Genomic DNA, 17,977 nt, shown 5'->3' on the forward strand with positions numbered 1-17,977 from the left:
CGCCTCCGACGCTACCTTCCGGTACGCGTTTGTGGGCAGCTCGGCCGAACCGGTTCAGCGAGTCGGCTCAGTGCGGGCTACTTGCAGCCGCAGCCCCGCAAGGCCGTCGCCAGCACGTCGAGCGCCGCCTGCCCGGAATTCTTCTCCGAGCCGTTGGACATGAACGCGAAGGCGAGCACGCGGTTGTCGCTGTCGAGCACATACCCCGCGAGGGTGTTGACGCCGGTGAGCGTGCCGGTCTTGGCCCGCACCCAGCCCTTGCCCCCTTGGGTTTCGCCCGAGTGGTAGCGGCCGTGCAGGGTGCCCTCCGGACTGCCCGCGACCGGAAGGCCGGCCAGCAGCGGACGCAGCTTCGGCGTGTTCGGGTCCTTGCCGTCCGGACCGGCCGCCGCGGCGAGCACCTGTGCCAGCAGCCTGGCCGGCACCTTGTTCTGATTGGACAGTCCGCTCGTGTCGAACAGCTGCAGGCCGTTGACGTCGAACCCGTGGTCTGCCAACACCTTCTTCACCGCGGCCGAGGCGCCGGCGAACGACGCTTCCCCGCCGGTGGCCATCGCGACCTGGCGGCCGAGCGAGTCGGCGAGCACGTTGTCGGAGATCTGCAGCAGCGCGTACGCGAGGTCCGGCAGCGGTGCCGACTGGACTTCGCCGAGCACCTTCGCCCCTTCCGGAGCCTTGGCCGGACCGGCTGGGCTCGCGCCGAGCTTGTCCGCGACGAGCTGGGTGAGCGCAGTCCCCGGGTTGCCCGAGCGCATCGTCTCGTCGACCTTCGGGTTCCCGCGGCCGCCGTCGGTCATGGCCGGGACGATCGGGGCGCCGTACAGCGACGGCGCGTCGCCCGGCTCCCAGCCCGGCGCGGTGTTCGGACCGCTGAAGGCGCTCGCGTCGAGCTGGACCTTCTTGACGTCGCCGCCGGCCTTCTTGACCTGGTTGACGAGGTCGTCGACGTGCGCCGCGCCCGGGTAGAGCGGCGAATCGGTGCCGACCGGCAGCGCGGTCAGCGACGGGTCGCCGCCGCCGACGATGACGACCGTGCCCGGCTGCGCGCCCTGGACGATCTTGGTGGAGATCCGCTTCGTCGGCTCCATCGCGAGCAGCGCCGCGGCGACGGTGAGGATCTTCGTGGTCGACGCCGGGGTCAGCGGGGTGTTCGACGCGTGATCCCACAGCACGGTGCCGTTCGCCGGGTCGATCACACTGCCGCTGAGCTGCGACAACGCGGCCGCCCCGGCGGGACCGGAGAGCTTCGCGGCGACGCCGTTCGCGGACGGCCCCTGACCGGACGTGTCCGGGCCGTGCAGCGCGAGGCTGGCATTGGCGGGGTCGGGCGCACTGCCCTTCGGCGCGTTCGGCGCCCACGGCAACCCGAGCCGGTTGGACACGGCGGGCACAGCCGACGCCCCACCCGCGGCGGCGAGCAGAAGCAGCACGACGAGCGCCAGGATCAGTGCCTTCCGACGAGGCTTCTTGCCCTCCGGCCGAGGCGCGTCACCCTGCGGCGGAATCGGCCCGGCACCGGACGGCGGTTCCGGAGGCTGCTCGGCAGCGCGCGGCGGAATCTGCTCCGGACCTGGGCGTTCAGCGAAACCTTCCGCAGGACGAGGAATGCCGACGGTCGCTTCGGACGGCCCCTGCTGCGCTTCGCCGGGGAAACCTTCGGGCGGACGCGGGATGCCGACGGTCGCCTCCGCCGGAAACTGGCCCCCGGTCGGGTCGATGCGCATCGGCCGCACCTGGCCACCGCCCGCCGGTGGGACGGTGCCGGGCGCCGGTTCGGGCAGGGCAGGACGGACCGGGATTTCGATCTGCTGCGACCACGACTCGGCTTCGGATTCGTTCCGGCTCGCCTGCGATTCGTCTGCTGGACGGCCGGGTTGAGCGGCGCTGGAACGCCCCCAGTTCTCCTGCGAATCGTTCCCCTGACGACCGGACTGAGCGGCGCTGGAACGCCCCCAATTCTCCTGCGACTCATCCCCCGGACGACCGGACTGAGCGGCGCTGGAACGCCCCCAATTCTCCTGCGACTCATCCCCCGGACGACCGGACTGAGCGGCGCTGGAACGCCCCCAATTCTCCTGCGACTCATCCCCCGGACGACCGGACTGAGCGGCGCTGGAACGCCCCCAATTCTCCTGCGACTCATCCCCCGGACGACCGGACTGAGCGGCGCTGGAACGCCCCCAGTTCTCCCGCGACTCGTCCCCGGGACGGCCCTGCCCCGCGCCGGAACGGCCCCAGTTCTCCTGCGAATCGTTCCCCTGACGACCGGCCTGACCCGGGTTGAGCCGCGCGGCGGCGGAGCCGGGAGCCGGTTCGCCTCGGAAGCCCGTCCGGTTCTCCTGCGGTTCCTCCCCGGCGCGGCCGGATTGAGCCTGCCCATCGGAACGCGCGCCCCGGAACTCAGGTGCTCCTTCTCCGCCCCGGCCCGACTGGTCCTGGCCCGCGGCGGGACCGGAGTCGTCGCGGAAGGCGGTCCAGCCCTCCTTGGGCGGCTCCTGCCCTTGCTCGTCCCGCGCGACGACCGGCCGGAACGCCGCCCAGCCCTGGCTGTTCTCGCCCGTTCCCGGCGTTTCGTCCCGGAACGCGGCGAACTGGCCGGGCTTCCCGGCGGACTCGGCAGCCTCGGCGGGCTGGCCGGACTGGAACGGGTTCCACCCCTGCCCCTCGTCCGAAGACCCCGCGCCGGACCCGACGGGCTCGAACAGCGAGTTCCCCGGCTTCCGCGCGGCCTGCCACGCGGGCGACGACTGCTGCTGCCCGCCCTGACCAGGCGAAACATTCGGCTGCGCCCGGACCGTCTGCTCCGCGGCCCCCTCCTCGGACGGCCTCGGCTGCTGCTGCGACGCCTGCACCGTCGCCTCGGCGTCCGGACGGCCCGCGTTGTCGCCCGGCCTCGGCACCCCGGCCGTGAACCGGGTCGGCCCCTCCACCGGGACCCACGGCGCCTGCGGTTTCGGCTCCTCGGGCCGGGCGGGCATCGACGCACCGCTCATCCGGTCCGCGAGGTTCGACCGGGGCGGTTCCGGCGGCGTGACGGGAGCGTCCGAGGGCGCGTTGAGCCCGGGGACTTCCTCCGGTTCGACTTTGGGCCGGAACCACGATCCCGGCCCGTCGCCCGGTGTGACGTTCGGCACGGAAAGCTGCGCGGTGGCTCCCGCGTCGCGCTTGGGCAGGGGGAGGCGGGAGGTCGCCCGGTCCGCCTGGGACGAGGTGTCCTCGTCGCCCGTGGGCCACCTCGGCTGGTCGTTTTCCGGCACCCACCACTCCTTCTCACCCGCCCCCGGAGGGGCCAAGGTCACATGCCGTCTGGCCTACATCGGCGCGACCGGCCGACGGGGCGTAGTCCACACTAGTGACGTCAACGAGGTCATTAGGTTGCCGCCCACGAGCGCGTGGGACACCGAGATTCGAGAAGCAGCGAGGACGGCCGTGGAATTCGACGTCACGATCGAAATCCCCAAGGGGGAGCGCAACAAGTACGAGGTCGACCACAAGACCGGTCGGATCAAGCTCGACCGGACCCTGTTCACCGCGACCCAGTACCCGGCCGACTACGGGTTCATCGACGACACGCTCGGCCAGGACGGCGACCCGCTCGACGTGCTCGTGCTCGTCCAGGAGCCCACGTTCCCCGGCTGCCTGATCCGCTGCCGCGCGATCGGCATGTTCCGGATGACCGACGAGAAGGGCCCGGACGACAAGGTCCTCGCCGTCCCGACGAACGACCCGCGTCTCGAGCACCTGCGGGACATCCACCACCTGAACGAGTTCCACAAGCTCGAGATCCAGCACTTCTTCGAGGTCTACAAGGACCTCGAGCCGGGCAAGAGCGTCGAGGGCTCGTCCTGGGTGAGCCGCGCCGACGCCGAGTCGGAGATCGCCCGTTCGTACGAGCGCGAGAAGGACCGCCTCGCCAAGGAAGAGATCAACGGCGAAGAGCACCACTGAGGCAACTGAAAAGGGGCCGTCCACCTTCCTGGTGGACGGCCCCTTTTTACTGCTCGCTCAGCCCGCGAGGGCCAGTTCGCCCGCTTCCTGCTCGGCGCGCTGCTCCATGGCCGACTTGTCCGAGAGCGGCTTCTCCCGCAGCAGCCAGACCAGCGCGAACCCGACGGTCAGCACCGCGCCGCCGATCAGGAACACCGTGCTCATCGAGCTGGAGAACCCTTCCAGGATCGGCCGGGCGAGCACCGGGTCGAGGGTCGACAGGAACGAGGTGTCGTTCACGTCGAGCCCGCCGCCGGCCAGCTGCCGGGCGAACTCCGGGTGCTGCGCCAGCGCCGCGGTGTAGGCCGGGGAGGCCATCGCCGAGCGGACCGCCGCCGCGATCCGGTCGCCGACCGTGCTGAACAGGATCGACAGGAACACCGCGGTGCCCGCCGTGCCGCCGATCTGCCGGAAGAAGGTCACCGACGAGGTCGCGACGCCGATGTCGCGCGGCGTGACGTCGTTCGTGGCGGCCAGGGTCAGCGTCTGCATGGTCGAGCCGAGGCCGAGTCCGAGCACGAACGCGATGGCCATGACCACGCCGAGCGCGGTGTCCACCCCGATCATCGAGAACGAGAACACCGCCGCGGCCATCAGGCCGAGTCCGGCGACCGCGAAGCCCTTGTACCGGCCGGTCCGGGTGATGATCCGGCCGCTGCCGAGGCTCGCGACCATGATCCCGAGGGTGAGCGGCAGCATCTGCAGCCCGGCCTGGGTCGGCGTCGCGCCCTTGACGATCTGCAGGTACAGCGGCAGCGACATCATCGCGCCGAACATCCCGATGCCCTGGATCACGGTGACCATCGTCGACACCCGGAACACCCCGCTGCGGAACAGCCGCAGCGGCAGCAGGGCGGCGTCGCCCATCCGGCGTTCCTGGAGGATGAACAGGACCACGCCGAGCGCGCCGACCAGGTACATCGCCAGCGACGCGGGCGAACCCCAGCCCCATTCGCGACCCTGCTCGGCGACGAGCAGCAGCGGCACGAGGCCGACCGTCAGCGCGCCCGCTCCGAGGAAGTCGACCTTCTGGTCGACCCGGGTGTGCGGGAGGTTCAGCACCTTGGTCACCACGACCAGCGCGGCGAGCGCGATCGGGACGTTCACCATGAACACCCAGCGCCAGCCGGTGAGGCCGGCGAACGAGTCGAGCCCGGCGAAGAACCCGCCGACGACCGGGCCGGCGACGCTCGAGACGCCGAACACGGCCATGAAGTAGCCCTGGTAGCGGCTGCGTTCCCGCGGCGAGGTGATGTCGGTGATGATCGCCAGCGCGAGCGACATCAGGCCGCCGGCGCCGAGACCCTGGAACGCGCGGAACGCGGCCAGTTCGTACATCGATCCGGCCATCGCGCTCGCCAGCGAACCGGCGAGGAAGAGCGAGATCGCGGTCAGGTACATCGGCTTGCGGCCGAAGAGGTCGGACAGCTTGCCGTACAGCGGCGTGGAAAGCGTCGCGGTGATCAGGTAGGCGGTGGTGGCCCAGGCCTGGAGGCTCTGTCCGTGCAGTTCGTCGGCGATGGTCTTCATCGCCGAGGACACGATGGTCTGGTCGAGGGCCGCCAGGAACATGCCGAGCATCAGTCCGGACAGAACCGTGAGGATCTGCCGGTGTGAAAGCCGTCCGTTCGTGGTGGCGCCCCCTTCCGCAGTGGCGGTGTCGCTCATGGTGGTCTCCCTCAGTGCCGTACTAGTTGCTTGTATCTCTCAACTACTTGCTCGCCACAACTGTTCCCGAAAAGCTTGCATTCATCAACCAAATATCGTGTGACGCTAATCTCTCGCCGGGCGATGTCGAGAACGGGCGGACGGCTCCGTCCCTGGCGCGAACGTGGCCGGCAAGGAGCCGCCACCAGCACGGAGGAGAACCACGATGGCCAAGTACCTGCTGCTCAAGCACTACCGCGGCGCGCCGGCTTCGGTGAACAACATCCCGATGGACCAGTGGACGCCCGAGGAGGTCACCGCCCACATCCAGTACATGCGCGACTTCGCCGACCGGCTCGTGGAGACCGGCGAGTTCGTCAGCGAGCAGGCGCTGTCGCCGGAAGGCACGTGGGTCCGCTTCGACGGCGAGGGCCGCCCGCCGGTCACCGACGGCCCGTTCGCCGAGACCAAGGACGTCATCGCGGGCTGGATGATCATCGACGTCGACAGCTACGACCGTGCGATCGAACTGGCCGGAGAGCTCTCCGCGGCTCCCGGAGCGGGCGGCAAGCCGATCCACGAATGGCTCGAACTGCGCCCGTTCTACGGCGTCACGCCTTCGGTGACCGAGTGAACGAGGAGCTGCTGCGGGAACTCGTGCCCGCGGTGATCGGCATCCTCGTCCGGCGCGGAGCGGATTTCGCGTCGGCCGAGGATGCCGTGCAGGAAGCGCTGATCCGCGCGCTGGACGCGTGGCGGGACGATCCGCCGCGCGACCCGAAGGCGTGGCTCATCTCCGCCGCGTGGCGCCGGTTCCTCGACGCCACGCGGTCGGAGTCCTCGCGCCGGGGCCGGGAAGTGGCGATGGATTCCGAGCCGCGGCCCGGTCCGGCGTCCGCGGTGGACGATTCGCTCCAGCTCTACTTCCTGTGCGCGCATCCGTCTTTGACGCCGTCGTCGGCCGTCGCGCTCACGCTGCGCGCGGTCGGCGGGTTGACCACGAAGCAGATCGCGCAGGCGTATCTGGTGCCGGAAGCGACGATGGCGCAACGGATCAGCCGGGCGAAGAAGACCGTCTCAAGCGTGCGGTTCGACGCGCCCGGCGACGTCGCGACCGTGCTGCGGGTGCTGTACCTGGTGTTCAACGAGGGTTACTCCGGCGAGCTCGACCTCGCCGCCGAAGCCATCCGGCTGACCCGGCAGCTCGCGGCGGGATTCGACCATCCGGAAGTGGCCGGTCTGCTCGCATTGATGCTGCTGCACCACGCCCGCCGGGCCGCGCGGACGAAACCGGACGGCAGCCTCGTGCCGCTCGCCGAACAGGACCGCGGGACCTGGGACACCCGGCTGATCGCCGAGGGCGTCGACATCCTCCAGGCGGCGCTGGCCCGCGACCAGCTCGGCGAGTACCAGGCCCAAGCCGCGATCGCCGCGCTGCACGCCGACGCTCTCGCCGCGGAGGAAACCGACTGGGTGCAGATCGTCGAGTGGTACGACGAGCTGCTGGCGCTGACCGACAGCCCGATCGTCCGGCTCAACCGGGCGGTCGCGGTCGGCGAGGCGGACGGGCCGCGAGCCGGGTTGAAAGCGCTGGCAGAGTTGGACGACAAGCTGCCGCGGTATCGCGCGGTGGCGGCTTACCTGCACGAACGGGACGGGGACCTGGCGACCGCCGCGCGGCTCTACAGCGAAGCGGCGGAGAAAGCACCCAACATGGCCGAGCGCGCTCACTTGATCAGGCAGGCGGCACGGCTCAACAACTCGTGAGCGGCGATCACGGTTCTAACCGTGATCGCCACTCACGACGTCACTCGGCGTAGCCCGGGATCGGGAACGGCTGCAGGAACTCGCGGATCTCGGCGGCGATGGCGTCCAGCGCGCCGTCCTGCTGCGCGGCCGCGGCGGTCACGGTCCGGTCGATCCAGTCCGCGACCTGCACCTGGTGCTCCGGCTTGAGCCCGCGCGTCGTGATCGCCGACGTGCCCAGCCGGATGCCGGACGGGTCGAACGGCTTGCGTGGGTCGAACGGCACGGTGTTGTAGTTCAGCTCGATGCCCGCGCGGTCCAGCGCCTGCGCGGCGGGCTTGCCGGGCACCGCCTTGTTGGTCAGGTCGATCAGGAGCAGGTGGTTGTCCGTGCCGCCGGAGACGAGGTCGTACCCGCGCTCGACCAGCGCTTCGGCCAGCGCCTTGGCGTTCGCGACGATCGTGTGCGCGTACTCGGAGAACGACGGCTGCTGCGCCTCCCCCAGCGCGACCGCGATGGCGGCCGTCGTGTGGTTGTGCGGACCGCCCTGCAGACCGGGGAACACCGCCTTGTCGACGGCCTTGGCGTGCTCGGCGTCGGAGAGGATCATCGCGCCGCGCGGACCGCGCAGCGTCTTGTGCGTGGTCGTGGTGATGACCTGCGCGTGGCCGACCGGCGACGGGTGCGCGCCGCCCGCGATCAGGCCCGCGATGTGCGCGATGTCGGCCACCAGCACGGCGTCGACCTCGCGGGCGATCTCCGCGAACGCCGGGAAGTCGATGGTGCGCGGAATGGCCGTGCCGCCCGCGAAGATCAGCTTCGGCCGGTGCTGGCGGGCGAGGTCGCGGACCTGGTCGAGGTCGACGCGGCCGGTTTCCTTCCGGACGCCGTAACGGACCGGCGTGAACCACTTGCCGGTCGCGGACACGCTCCAGCCGTGCGTGAGGTGGCCGCCGTCGGGCAGCGCCATGCCGAGCACGGTGTCGCCCGGCTTCGCGAACGCCAGGTACACCGCGAGGTTGGCCGGGGACCCGGAGTACGGCTGGACGTTCGCGTGGTCGACGCCGAAGACGGCCTTCGCGCGCTCGATCGCCACCTGCTCGACCTGGTCGATGAACTGCTGGCCCTCGTAGTAGCGCTTGCCGGCGTAGCCCTCGGAGTACTTGTTGGTGAGCACGCTTCCGGTGGCTTCGAGCACCGCCTGGGAAACGTAGTTCTCGGACGCGATCAGGCGGATCTTGTCGTGCTGGCGTTTCGCCTCGTCCTCGACGAGCCCGGCGATCCGCGGATCCGCCGAGGACAGTGCGGACAAGGCGGGCTGGTGTGTCATGGCGTACTCCGGCTCTGCAGTGGCCCTCACCCAGGCGCGCGGTGCCGGCCTCGTCGTCGCTCCCCGGTGGTGCTCCACCTCTTGAATGGCGCCAGTCGCTGCTGCGGGACGAAGTTTAGTGCACCGCGCCAGCCCCGTCCGGTCCGCGGGAACGGACGGGAAACGGCTCAGACCTGCTCGAGTCCGCCGCGATGACGCCGGGCGAGTTCCTGGTAGACCGCCGCGTTGTGGTCGACCCACAGCCGCGCGGAATCGGTGAGCTCCACGAACTTCTTCGCCGGGCTGCCCATCGCGATCGTCTCCGCCGGGACCTCGGTGCCGGGCGTGACCGTCGACCCCGCCGCGACGAACGCGCGCGCTCCGATCACCGCGCGGTCGAGCACGGTGGAACCGTTGCCGATCAACGCCTGTTCGCCGACCGTGCAGTCGTGCACGAGGCACTGGTGCCCGACGGTGACGTTGCGGCCGACCTCGGTCATCTCGGGTCCGGAGTGGATCACCGAGTTGTCCTGGATGTTCGCGCCCTCGCGGATGACGATCGGGCCGAAGTCCGCGCGGATCACCGCGCCGTACCAGACCGAAGCGTCCTTCTCGACGGTCACGTTGCCGATCAGGGTGGCGGTGGGGGCGATCCAGGCGTCCGGGTGGACCTGCGGGCTGACGCCGTCCAAGGAGAACAAAGGCATGCCGGGAGCCTAAGCGGCGTCAGCGGTATCCGGCGAAGCAGAGCGCCTCGATGTCGCCGCGGAGGCTCGCGGACGACCGCGGCCGGACGCGTTGCTGCACCACCGCGCCGAGCAGATAGCTCAGCAGCGCGCGGGCACGGGCGCGCGGATCGTCGACGTCGAGCGGGGCGAGGAGTTCGGCGAACAGTTCGGTGATCGAGGTGAGCATCGCGTCGATCGCCTGCGGATGCTGCGCGCGGCCCGCCGCGATCCAGTACTCGAACCAGAGGAACGCGCCGCGCGGACGGTCGGCGAATTCGGCGAGGTAGGCCTCGGTCACCGCGAAAAGCCGTTTGCGCGGGTCGGAGTGCTTGTCCGCGACCTTGCGCAGCCCCGCGGCGAAAGTGTTGATGTGCGCGGCCATCGCCCGGTCGATGAGCACGTCGATGTCGGCGAAGTAGTAGTGGATCGCGCTCTTGGTGAGCGGCCCGGCCTCGGCGATCGCGCGTACCGTGCAGCCGGCGAGCCCTTCGCGGGCGAGGACCTTGCGAGCGGCTTCGACGATCAGTTCCTGTTTCTGCAACTGGTTGGGCGACAGCTGGGTGCTGCGACCGGGTACGGCGCTCACGGTGATCCTCGTTACGTTTGTCAGGACGGCAGCCCTGAATCCTAGGCCAGTCGTCCCAACGTCTTCCGGCGGGTGAAAAACCGGATTGGCCACCCCGGTCCGCGCAGCGGACAATGCCCGGCATGGTGATCTCAGGGGACAAGGGGCTCAGCGAGGCGGCGCGCCGTCAGCTGGAGAAGGAAATCGCGGATCTGCGCGCGCAACGCGAGGCGCTATCGCCGCAGCCCGGCGAGCAGGAACGCACGGGGGACGCCGCCGACCAGGCGGACGTGATCGACCGCGCCGAGGCAGCGGCGCGTCTGGACCGGCAGATCGCCGACGTCACCGCGAAGCTGGAGCACGGCGCGTACGACAGCTCGCTGCTTCCCGACGGCACGCGGGTTTCGCTGCGTTTTTCCGACGGTGACGAGGAAGAGTTCACCGTGGTGACCCTTCCCGGCGAGGACGCGGACGCGATCACCTCGGACAGCCCGCTCGGCCTCGCGCTGGCCAACGCGAAGGCAGGCGAGGAAATCAGCTACCGCACCCCGCGCGGGCAAGCCACCGCGACGGTGCTGAAGCTGACCCCGCCCGCCAACTGACCACAGAGGACAGACAGTGGCCGCCCCGGTTTCCGGGGCGGCCGCTGTTATTTGTCGGCGTTGGCCACCGTTTCGACCTGATAGGCGAACACGCCGTCGGTCTCGACCGCGACGTGCCAGCCGCCGCAGTCCGTGTCCATCCGCTTGTGCTCGCCCGCCGGCCACCAGTCCGCGGTAAGCGTCGGCGCTTTCGCCTCCGCCTTTCCCGGCTTGCACAGCGCGGGCAGGCCGGAGGGACCTGGTTGGTAGCGCAGAATCCGTTCCGAACCGGTGGTGCGGATCAGTTCGGTGACCGACTTCGCGTCGTCGGGCACCCACGACGGCAGCCGGGCGTCCGCGTTGGCCTTGCCCTGCTTTCCGGTGTCGTAGGAAACCGCCTTCACGTGGCCGTTCGACTTCTCCTCGACCGAGGCGCCGAGCCCGCACGACGCGACCGTGGCCAGAGCCGCGATCCCGGTCGCGGCCAGTACCGCCTTGTTCCGCACGCTGTTCATGGCTTCCAGTCAACCGAGACCGGCGCGCCCCGCCCTCGTTCTTCCGGTCCTTTGCCGCTGGCCAGTCGGCCGACTCCGTCCCTCACATGAGTGAAATCGCGGGTCATTCTTCGCCGTCGAGATGAGCCCGTAGCGCGGCGAGCGGACCGTCCCAGTCCCGCGCGAGCGCGGCGAGGAACTGCTGCGCGACCCGCATCGGCGCGGAATCGAGCCGGTACCGCACGCGGCGGCGCTCACCGGGTTCTGCGGCGACCAGCCCGGCGTCGGACAGCAGGCCGAGGTGCTTGGCGATTGCCTGCCGCGTGATCGGAAGCCGCGCCGCCAGGTCCGTCGCGGTCGCCGGACCGCGTGCGGCCAGTTCGGCGAGGATCGCGCGCCGGGTCGGATCGGCGAGCACGGCGAATACCTGCTCGGCGACCGCTTCGGAGTCAGCTGCCATCGAGACTGGCCGCCAGCTCGTCCAGTTCGCGCGCCCAGCCTTCGACGTGCGAACGGTAGGTCGCCGGGTGCTGGCCGTCCGGGAATTGCGCGAACCCGGATTCGACGACGGTGAGCCGGGTCCCGCCGCCGTCCGCCCGCAGCGTGAACTCGACGTACGTGCGCCGCGGGTCGTCCTCCGGCATCCCGTCGACCTGCCAGGTGAAACCGAACACCGCGGGCTCCTCGACGCGCTCGACCCGGATCTCGGCAGTGCGGTCGCCGATCCACGCGACCCGTCCGAGCCCGCCCGGACGCAGGTCGATCTCAGCCTCGTCGCCGAACCAGGCGCTCAGGCCGTCCGCGGTGGTCAGCGCCGTCCACACCGTCGCGGGCGGCTGCGCCAGCTCGACCGTCCGCTCGATGCGGTCGGGAAACCCCATGTCGTGCTCCTTCCGGACCGAGCCTAGGCAACCACACCCCGTTGACGCAACCGGATGGTTGCCATAGTGTTGCAACCGTTCAGTTGCATTACTTGGCGAAAGGAAGACCCATGAACTCGTTCACCACCGAGCTGACCGTCGACCGCACCCCCGAAGAGGTCTTCGCCGCGGTCACCGACGTCCGAGCCTGGTTCAGCAAAACGATCACCGGCACCGCGACCGCCGTCGGCGACGCGTTTTCCTTTGTGGACAAGGGAATCCCGTCGACCCGGATCCGCGTCACGGAACTCGCGCCCGGCCGCCGCGTCGCCTGGCACGTCGAGGACGCGTACGTCGCCTTCACCGACCAGCCCGACGAGTGGACCGACACCCGGATGAGCTTCGACATCACGCCAGGCCCGAACGGGACCACGCTGCGCTTCACGCACCACGGCCTCACTCCGGACCAGGCTTGCTACCGCGAGTGCTCGCGTGGCTGGACGAGCTGCGTCAACACGAGCCTGCACGCGCTGCTGACGACTGGCGTCGGCGAGCCGATCCCGGAATCCGCTGCCCCGCAACGCAGCTAGGGAAGCTGAAGGTCGGAGGCGTCACGCTTGGCGTGCATCTCCCACAGTGTCTCCGCGATGTCGGCCGGGTCGATCTCCGGAAACGCGGTATTGGGTTCGAGGGCACCGGACAGCAGTGCGGAATGGACGGCGCTCCCCCTGATCATGGCTCCGATCTGGAGCGTCGCCGCGTGCACGCCGTGCGGCGAGATTTCCGCCGACAGGCTCTGGATGTAGTTGCGGGTCGCCGCCATTGCCGGGCCGATGCCGCTCAGGACAGGCGCGGGGTGCGTCGCCGAGACGCTCTGGCTGATCAGGATGCTGCCTTCGCCGCGGTCGCGCAGTTCCCCCAAAACCGCCTGGACCAGAGCGATCGGGGTCAAGAAATACAGCTCGAGAAGCTGCTGCATGACTGCCGGGGTCAACTCGGCGGCGGGAGTGAAACCGTTCAGGTCCAACGGCGAGTACGCCACCACGTCGATCCGCTCGAAGCGGCCGCGGATTTCGTCGACCAACGCGGGAATCTCCGCCGGACGCGCCAGATCCGCCGGGAACGCCGCGGCTTCGATGCCCTCCGCGGCCAGTTGATCAACCAAGGCCGCGAGCCGTTCGCGGTTGCGCGCGACGAGGGCGATCCGGAAGCCCTCGCCGCCGAAGCGCCGGGCGATCGCGGGACCAAGGCCGGTGCCAGCACCGAGCAGGACCAGGGTTTTCGACACGGAACCTCCATAAGTTGATGACGGTCTCAACTTTGGCGCCAAGTTGAGACCGTTGTCAACTTTCTCGCCCGCACCTACGATGACCTGGTGAAAACGGAGGGGAAGCCCACGCTGCGCCGAGACGCCCGCCGCAACCAGGAACGGCTTCTCGCCGCGGCGGCGGAAGCCTTCCGGGAGAAGGGCCTGGCGGTTCCGCTGGAGGAGATCGCGCAGCGGGCGGGCGTCAGCGCCGGGACTCTGTACAACCGCTTCGGCGGACGGGAAGCGCTGATCGACGCGGTGATGCCGGAACTGGCCGCCGAGCGGATGAACGAGGCGATGCGCCGGGCGGAGGCGATCGACGACCCGTGGGAATCGTTCGTCACCTACGTGACCGTGCTGTGCGAACAGCAAGCCGACGACCCCGCGTTCCGCGACGCGATCAGCAGGCAACTCCAGGACGCGCCTGAACTGACCGCGCGCTGCACGGCCGAACTCGCGAAGTCGGTCCGGCTGCTCGAACGCGCGCAACAGTCCGGGACGCTGCGGGCGGATGTCACGTCCGACGATCTGATGCTGCTGATCTTCACGAACGCGCTGATCGTGCGCGAGACCGTTGAGGCAACCCCGGACGCGTGGCGGCGCATGCTCTCGTTCAGCCTCGCCGGACTGCGCGCCGATTGTGGTAGCTAGGATCCATGCGAAGATCTTTTTCCTTCAGGGGAATCTCATGAACGATGACGTTTCCCAGAACCTCGTCGTCTTCCGGATCAAAGGCCTCCCCGAACCGGTGCTGGCCAGCGCGCCCACCCAGGCCGAGGACGCGGTCGAACAGGCGTGGGCGAGCATCCGGCAGCAGCACAAGGTGCGCGGGTCCGCGGTTTTGGCCGTGTACAGCGAATGGCAGCCCTCCGCGGCCGATCAGAGATTCATGGCCAAGAATTTCCGGAAGGCCGAGTGCACCTACAGTTTCTCCCGGCCGGGTCCCGGTGAATGGGACCGCGCCTTCGCCGAAGCCCGCGCCGTAATGGCCGAAACCGAGCAGCGGAAAAGCGCCGAGGAGATCCTGCCGATCCTCTGGAGCGCGTCCTCGCCGCGCGCCGAACTGCTCGAGGCACTGCCGCACCGCCCGCTCGTGCCCGGCAAGGTGTCGGTCGCGCTGGCGGTGGTGTCGCGGACCCCGGAGGGCAAGATCGGGATGCAGCACATCACCCGGCACGAGCAGGAGCAGATGGGCGCGCCGCTCGAGAAACTGTTCGACGTCGGGTTCGGCGCCCTGGTCCGCGGGCTGAAGTTCGAGGTCCGCAGTTCGGGCGAGGACGTGCTGGTCTCGCTGGCCAGGGAGAACCAGCTGGCGGCGTCCGCGCTCGCGCTGCCCGATCTGCATGCCCAGCTGTCGCCGCACCTCGGGACCGGAAACCTGATCGTCGGCCTGCCGTGCCCGGACGAGATGTACGTCGCCAGGGAGGGCTCCGACATGGCGGACACCGTCCGGAAGCAGGTGCTCGCTTCGCCGTACGAGACGACGGAACTGGTCCCGTCCGTCCTGCGGCTCGGGTCCGGCGGGCTGGAGCTGCTCGCCGAACGGAGCTAACTCCCCTAACGGGTGAATCTCGGGATTGCCTGCCGAACGAATCAGGCCCCGTCCGAGGTGTCTCGGACGGGGCCTGATTCGTGGAGCCGCCTGGGGGAATCGAACCCCCGACCTATTCATTACGAGTGTCTGTGACCTTCATCACCACGGCTTCTACCTGGGGCTCCAGGTTTCGGAGCAGTAGCTACACGCGCCAGGGAGACTTCATTTGACCCCAGTTCGCAACACGGATGGCTACACGCCATACCCATGATTTCTTCGGCGACGACGCACCGCTTACACCCGCACTACACCACACAGCGTAACCAGTCCTGAGGGAGTGACCATCGGCTACTAGGCAGGCATCCTCTCAGCCGATAGCACGCTGATCATCCGGTTGTATCAATTCCGCAGCCTGAATTTCTCCCAGCCTGCGCGCCGCCACGGCAGCCAACGTCGCAGCGTTGACGTCCGACGAAGGTTCGTTTTCCGGGGCGGCCCCCGCGTCGGCGCGGTGGGCCGGTTGCGGGTTCTTCCTCGCCCTCCGCACTTCACTAGAAACATCGCGAAAACGCCGACGCTCCTCATCCAGAAGCAACCGCAACTGTTCTATATGCACTTCCCGCTCAGCAACATCCTGACGGTGTTTCTGCCACCTCATCACTAGATTCAGCAGACGATGCAGCGCGATAAGAGTTGCCGTTCCGTAGCCGATCGGAGCTGAATTCCGCGCCAACTCCGACAGCACGGTCACCCAGGGACTCGCTAGAGACGTCCGCACCACAGTCAGGCGATCCGCCCTGGCCGCAGTCAGGCGCTCCCCCGCCGAGTATGGAGGCACCAACTGACCGGCAAATCGGCCAAGCGTCAACAACGCGCTCAGGTTGTCGTTGAAAGCCTCAAGACTCGGACGATTGCCAAGGTTCACACGCAGGTACAGCAATTCCGTGCCCGTCCGCGCGCTGGTGTCGGTCAAGGTCGTCACCCGCTCCATCGTGCCCGAGCCAAGCCGAACCATAAAGAACGTGCGGCAACCGGATGCAGAGAAACTGTCAGCAATTAGTGACTGTGAGCATGCGGATCGGTACGATCCGCGCACAACCACGACGGAAGGAACGCCCCATGGCTGACTCGTCGGACCTCGGCGTTGAGCGGTCCCTGGTCCTGCTCAAGCCCGACGCCCTTGTCCGCGGACTGGCGGGCCGCATCCTCGCGCGCTTCGAGGACGCCGCGCTCAAGGTCGTCGGCGTCAAGATGAAGCACATGGACGCCGAGTTCACGCGGAAGCACTACTTCGACCTCGAAGAGCGCGCCGGTTCGGTGGTTTACAACAGCACGGCTGAGTTCATGCAGTCCGGCCCGGTCATCGCGCTCGCGCTCGAAGGCGTCGATGCGGTCGCAAAGGTCCGGAAAATCATCGGTGGCACCTTCCCGAGCGACGCCGCGCCAGGCACGGTGCGGGGCGACTACGCGCACCAGACCAAAGCATCGTCCGAAGTCAGTGGCAAGGCCGTGATGAACCTGGTGCATGCGTCCGGCAACTCGGAAGAGGCCAAGTACGAGGTCGAGCTTTGGTTCGACGCGTCCGAACATTTCAACTACGAGACTCTGGTCGAAAAGCTCGCCTACTGACGGACGGGGCGCACCGATGGCGCGCGAGGTAGAGAGCCAGGCCACGCTGGCAGAGTTGGAGACAGCGTTCGAGGCTGAGCGCCCCACGAACAAACGCGCAGCCGCCGAGACTGCCTACGCACTCGCGTTTCGATATCGGAACGAGGACGTCAACGGGACTCGCCACTTCGATACCGCTGGCGAGTGGGCAAGGCGGGCCATCGATTTGCTGGACAACCTGCCGTCGGGCTCTCCCTCAGACGTTGCGAGCACGCGCGAGAGCATCGGCGGCATCCCGATTCCGGGGCTGCTGCACTCCGGCGTAGTTCGTGACCGCCTCGGCGACGTCCTGTACTAGTCCGCGCGGCAAGCGGCCCGCCAACCGGGCTGGTCCTGGTAGGGCGGGCCACTCTGTGCAACGCCCTAGTCGGACAACGTCTTGTCTAGGTGGTCCTGAACCGGACCGTAGAACGGGTACGGGACATAGTCAGTCAACTCCGCGCGGCTCGACCACGCGACCTCGGCAAGTTCCTCGTCATCGACCACGCTGGCCTCGCCACCGCCGGACTCGCACGCGACGTAGATCATCGTCCGGCCAGTGTTCGGGTGAACCCGCTCGCCGAGAACGGAAGACGCAGTGACCTCCAGACCGGTCTCCTCGCGCGTCTCTCGCACCGCCGCGTCGCTGGCGCTCTCGCCCTCTTCGACCTCGCCAGCGGGGAACTGCCACGACAAGCTGCCTTCCTTGACGCGTCGCCGAACGAGAAGCACACGGCCGTCGCGGACAATGATGGCCGCGGAGATTGACTTCTTCTCAACTGCGGCCGAGTCCTCGGTCATTCCGATACCTCCAAGGCTTCCAAAATCGGCGGAAAAATTCTATCCGCTGGGATAAAACGCGTCAGTTCGGCTTTCTCTACCCAAGCCACGTTAACATTCTCCAGAACATCCATGTTCCGCGCCTCGCCGGTCAGGTACTCGCAGAGCAGGTACTCCGCCTGAACGTGCGTGATCGGATGCAGGCGGCTGCCCAGCTTGCGCACGATCGCACAGTGGACGCCGGTTTCGGCCAAGGTTTCCCTGATCGCGACCGCCTCGGGTGCAACACCAGGCTTGACCATGCCTGCTGGAAACTGCCACGAGATGCCGCCGCCGTCCTCGCCACGCCGACAGACCATGAGCACCTGAGAACCGTCCACGACAACGGCTATCGCAACGCGAAGCGCCTGCGCCTGCTCACCGCTCGCATCCGACCGAGCCGCCTCATCGACTTCAGGATCGATGAGTCGCTTAAAGCGAGCTTTTGCCGAACTGGACGCGCGGTCAAACGCCGTGTCCAGAAGATCTTGCATCTCCTGCCGCGGCTTGACGTCTGGTTTCGCATGCCAGGAGGCAACAGTCCTGACCGCGACGCCCAGATGCCTCGCAAACGCTTCGTTGCTCATGCGCAGGGCCGCTTGCAGCGAGCAGGCCGTTCGCCCCGTCCAAGCGCTCACGAATTCCACGGCCGAAACCCTTCAAATGCAATAAGTGCACTGCCGATGCACTGGCGTTGCATCGAACCTGCACTAGTCATGCATCGTTTGGGTGAAGAATTCGGCGTTGACTG

21 protein-coding genes are annotated in these 17,977 nt (G+C 68.5%); 9 read left to right on the forward strand and 12 right to left on the reverse strand.

The annotated features are described in order from the left end of the window. Nucleotides 1-77 precede the first annotated feature (77 nt). Nucleotides 78-3,257 (reverse strand): D-alanyl-D-alanine carboxypeptidase/D-alanyl-D-alanine-endopeptidase, encoded by a 3,180-nt coding sequence (gene dacB / locus EIZ45_RS46420; protein ID WP_240692026.1) that lies wholly within the window; start codon nt 3,255-3,257, stop codon nt 78-80. Nucleotides 3,258-3,429: 172 nt separating this feature from the next. Between dacB and EIZ45_RS04655 the strand changes: the two genes are divergently transcribed. Continuing rightward, nucleotides 3,430-3,948: an inorganic diphosphatase gene (locus EIZ45_RS04655; RefSeq protein ID WP_037369183.1), complete on the forward strand. Its 519-nt coding sequence runs from the start codon at nt 3,430-3,432 to the stop codon at nt 3,946-3,948. A 57-nt stretch (nt 3,949-4,005) separates the two neighbouring features. On the opposite strand, the gene EIZ45_RS04660 is transcribed toward EIZ45_RS04655, so the two are convergent. Next, the gene (locus tag EIZ45_RS04660; protein ID WP_037808290.1) at nt 4,006-5,655 is read right to left on the reverse strand and encodes an MDR family MFS transporter; all 1,650 of its coding nucleotides are present in this window, start codon (nt 5,653-5,655) and stop codon (nt 4,006-4,008) included. A 205-nt stretch (nt 5,656-5,860) separates the two neighbouring features. On the opposite strand from EIZ45_RS04660, the gene EIZ45_RS04665 reads away from it, so the two are divergent. Then, nucleotides 5,861-6,268 carry a YciI family protein gene (locus EIZ45_RS04665; protein WP_134662001.1) on the forward strand — a complete coding sequence of 136 codons (408 nt, stop codon included), beginning with the start codon at nt 5,861-5,863 and terminating at the stop codon, nt 6,266-6,268. Next, nucleotides 6,265-7,401 (forward strand): RNA polymerase sigma factor, encoded by a 1,137-nt coding sequence (locus EIZ45_RS04670; RefSeq protein WP_134662002.1) that lies wholly within the window; start codon nt 6,265-6,267, stop codon nt 7,399-7,401. The genes EIZ45_RS04665 and EIZ45_RS04670 overlap by 4 nt, the downstream gene beginning before the upstream one ends. Before the next feature lie 40 nt (nt 7,402-7,441). Here EIZ45_RS04670 and glyA read toward each other — a convergent pair whose 3' ends face one another. From glyA to EIZ45_RS04685, 3 genes are all read right to left on the reverse strand, one after another. Beyond that, complete coding sequence (gene glyA / locus EIZ45_RS04675; RefSeq protein WP_134662003.1) at nt 7,442-8,710, reverse strand: serine hydroxymethyltransferase; 1,269 nt, start codon at nt 8,708-8,710, stop codon at nt 7,442-7,444. A gap of 167 nt (nt 8,711-8,877) precedes the next feature. After that, nucleotides 8,878-9,396, reverse strand: coding sequence for a gamma carbonic anhydrase family protein (locus tag EIZ45_RS04680; RefSeq protein WP_043827126.1), 519 nt, complete (start codon nt 9,394-9,396; stop codon nt 8,878-8,880). Nucleotides 9,397-9,415: 19 nt separating this feature from the next. Further along, a complete protein-coding gene (locus tag EIZ45_RS04685) occupies nt 9,416-10,003 on the reverse strand; it encodes a TetR/AcrR family transcriptional regulator (RefSeq protein ID WP_037808304.1) in 588 nt (195 codons plus the stop codon). Between the two features lie 122 nt (nt 10,004-10,125). Between EIZ45_RS04685 and EIZ45_RS04690 the strand changes: the two genes are divergently transcribed. After that, nucleotides 10,126-10,584, forward strand: a complete 459-nt coding sequence (locus EIZ45_RS04690; protein ID WP_037808306.1) for a GreA/GreB family elongation factor — start codon at nt 10,126-10,128, stop codon at nt 10,582-10,584. A 47-nt stretch (nt 10,585-10,631) separates the two neighbouring features. On the opposite strand, the gene EIZ45_RS04695 is transcribed toward EIZ45_RS04690, so the two are convergent. The 3 genes from EIZ45_RS04695 to EIZ45_RS04705 form a co-directional block, all read right to left on the reverse strand. Continuing rightward, on the reverse strand, nt 10,632-11,078 hold the full coding sequence (locus tag EIZ45_RS04695; RefSeq protein ID WP_037808308.1) for a hypothetical protein: 447 nt from the start codon (nt 11,076-11,078) through the stop codon (nt 10,632-10,634). A 103-nt stretch (nt 11,079-11,181) separates the two neighbouring features. After that, nucleotides 11,182-11,517: a helix-turn-helix transcriptional regulator gene (locus EIZ45_RS04700; protein WP_134662004.1), complete on the reverse strand. Its 336-nt coding sequence runs from the start codon at nt 11,515-11,517 to the stop codon at nt 11,182-11,184. Beyond that, nucleotides 11,507-11,938, reverse strand: coding sequence for an SRPBCC domain-containing protein (locus EIZ45_RS04705; protein ID WP_134662005.1), 432 nt, complete (start codon nt 11,936-11,938; stop codon nt 11,507-11,509). Before EIZ45_RS04705 ends, EIZ45_RS04700 begins: the two co-directional genes overlap by 11 nt. A gap of 110 nt (nt 11,939-12,048) precedes the next feature. On the opposite strand from EIZ45_RS04705, the gene EIZ45_RS04710 reads away from it, so the two are divergent. Then, nucleotides 12,049-12,507 carry an SRPBCC domain-containing protein gene (locus EIZ45_RS04710; protein ID WP_134662006.1) on the forward strand — a complete coding sequence of 153 codons (459 nt, stop codon included), beginning with the start codon at nt 12,049-12,051 and terminating at the stop codon, nt 12,505-12,507. Here EIZ45_RS04710 and EIZ45_RS04715 read toward each other — a convergent pair. After that, nucleotides 12,504-13,205 (reverse strand): SDR family oxidoreductase, encoded by a 702-nt coding sequence (locus EIZ45_RS04715; RefSeq protein WP_134662007.1) that lies wholly within the window; start codon nt 13,203-13,205, stop codon nt 12,504-12,506. The genes EIZ45_RS04710 and EIZ45_RS04715 overlap by 4 nt on opposite strands. A gap of 87 nt (nt 13,206-13,292) precedes the next feature. On the opposite strand from EIZ45_RS04715, the gene EIZ45_RS04720 reads away from it, so the two are divergent. Both EIZ45_RS04720 and EIZ45_RS04725 read left to right on the forward strand, forming a co-directional pair. Then, entirely contained in the window at nt 13,293-13,877 is a 585-nt protein-coding gene (locus tag EIZ45_RS04720; protein ID WP_167756342.1) for a TetR/AcrR family transcriptional regulator, read from the forward strand. Between the two features lie 37 nt (nt 13,878-13,914). Next, nucleotides 13,915-14,778, forward strand: coding sequence for a hypothetical protein (locus EIZ45_RS04725; RefSeq protein WP_134662009.1), 864 nt, complete (start codon nt 13,915-13,917; stop codon nt 14,776-14,778). 349 nt (nt 14,779-15,127) lie between these two features. Here the strand turns inward: EIZ45_RS04725 and EIZ45_RS04735 are convergent, their stop codons facing one another. After that, nucleotides 15,128-15,742: a hypothetical protein gene (locus tag EIZ45_RS04735; RefSeq protein ID WP_134662010.1), complete on the reverse strand. Its 615-nt coding sequence runs from the start codon at nt 15,740-15,742 to the stop codon at nt 15,128-15,130. 137 nt (nt 15,743-15,879) lie between these two features. Between EIZ45_RS04735 and EIZ45_RS04740 the strand changes: the two genes are divergently transcribed. Beyond that, nucleotides 15,880-16,389, forward strand: coding sequence for a nucleoside-diphosphate kinase (locus EIZ45_RS04740; protein WP_134662011.1), 510 nt, complete (start codon nt 15,880-15,882; stop codon nt 16,387-16,389). 16 nt (nt 16,390-16,405) lie between these two features. Further along, nucleotides 16,406-16,726 (forward strand): hypothetical protein, encoded by a 321-nt coding sequence (locus tag EIZ45_RS04745; RefSeq protein WP_134662012.1) that lies wholly within the window; start codon nt 16,406-16,408, stop codon nt 16,724-16,726. Nucleotides 16,727-16,791: 65 nt separating this feature from the next. Here the strand turns inward: EIZ45_RS04745 and EIZ45_RS04750 are convergent, their stop codons facing one another. Continuing rightward, nucleotides 16,792-17,208, reverse strand: coding sequence for an NUDIX hydrolase (locus EIZ45_RS04750; RefSeq protein WP_134662013.1), 417 nt, complete (start codon nt 17,206-17,208; stop codon nt 16,792-16,794). Next, nucleotides 17,205-17,813, reverse strand: a complete 609-nt coding sequence (locus EIZ45_RS04755; RefSeq protein ID WP_205669811.1) for an NUDIX hydrolase — start codon at nt 17,811-17,813, stop codon at nt 17,205-17,207. The genes EIZ45_RS04750 and EIZ45_RS04755 overlap by 4 nt, the downstream gene beginning before the upstream one ends. Between the last annotated feature and the right edge of the window lie 164 nt (nt 17,814-17,977).

The sequence above is a fragment of the Amycolatopsis sp. CFH S0740 genome, assembly GCF_004522315.1.
In the GTDB taxonomy this organism is placed as follows: domain Bacteria; phylum Actinomycetota; class Actinomycetes; order Mycobacteriales; family Pseudonocardiaceae; genus Amycolatopsis; species Amycolatopsis nivea.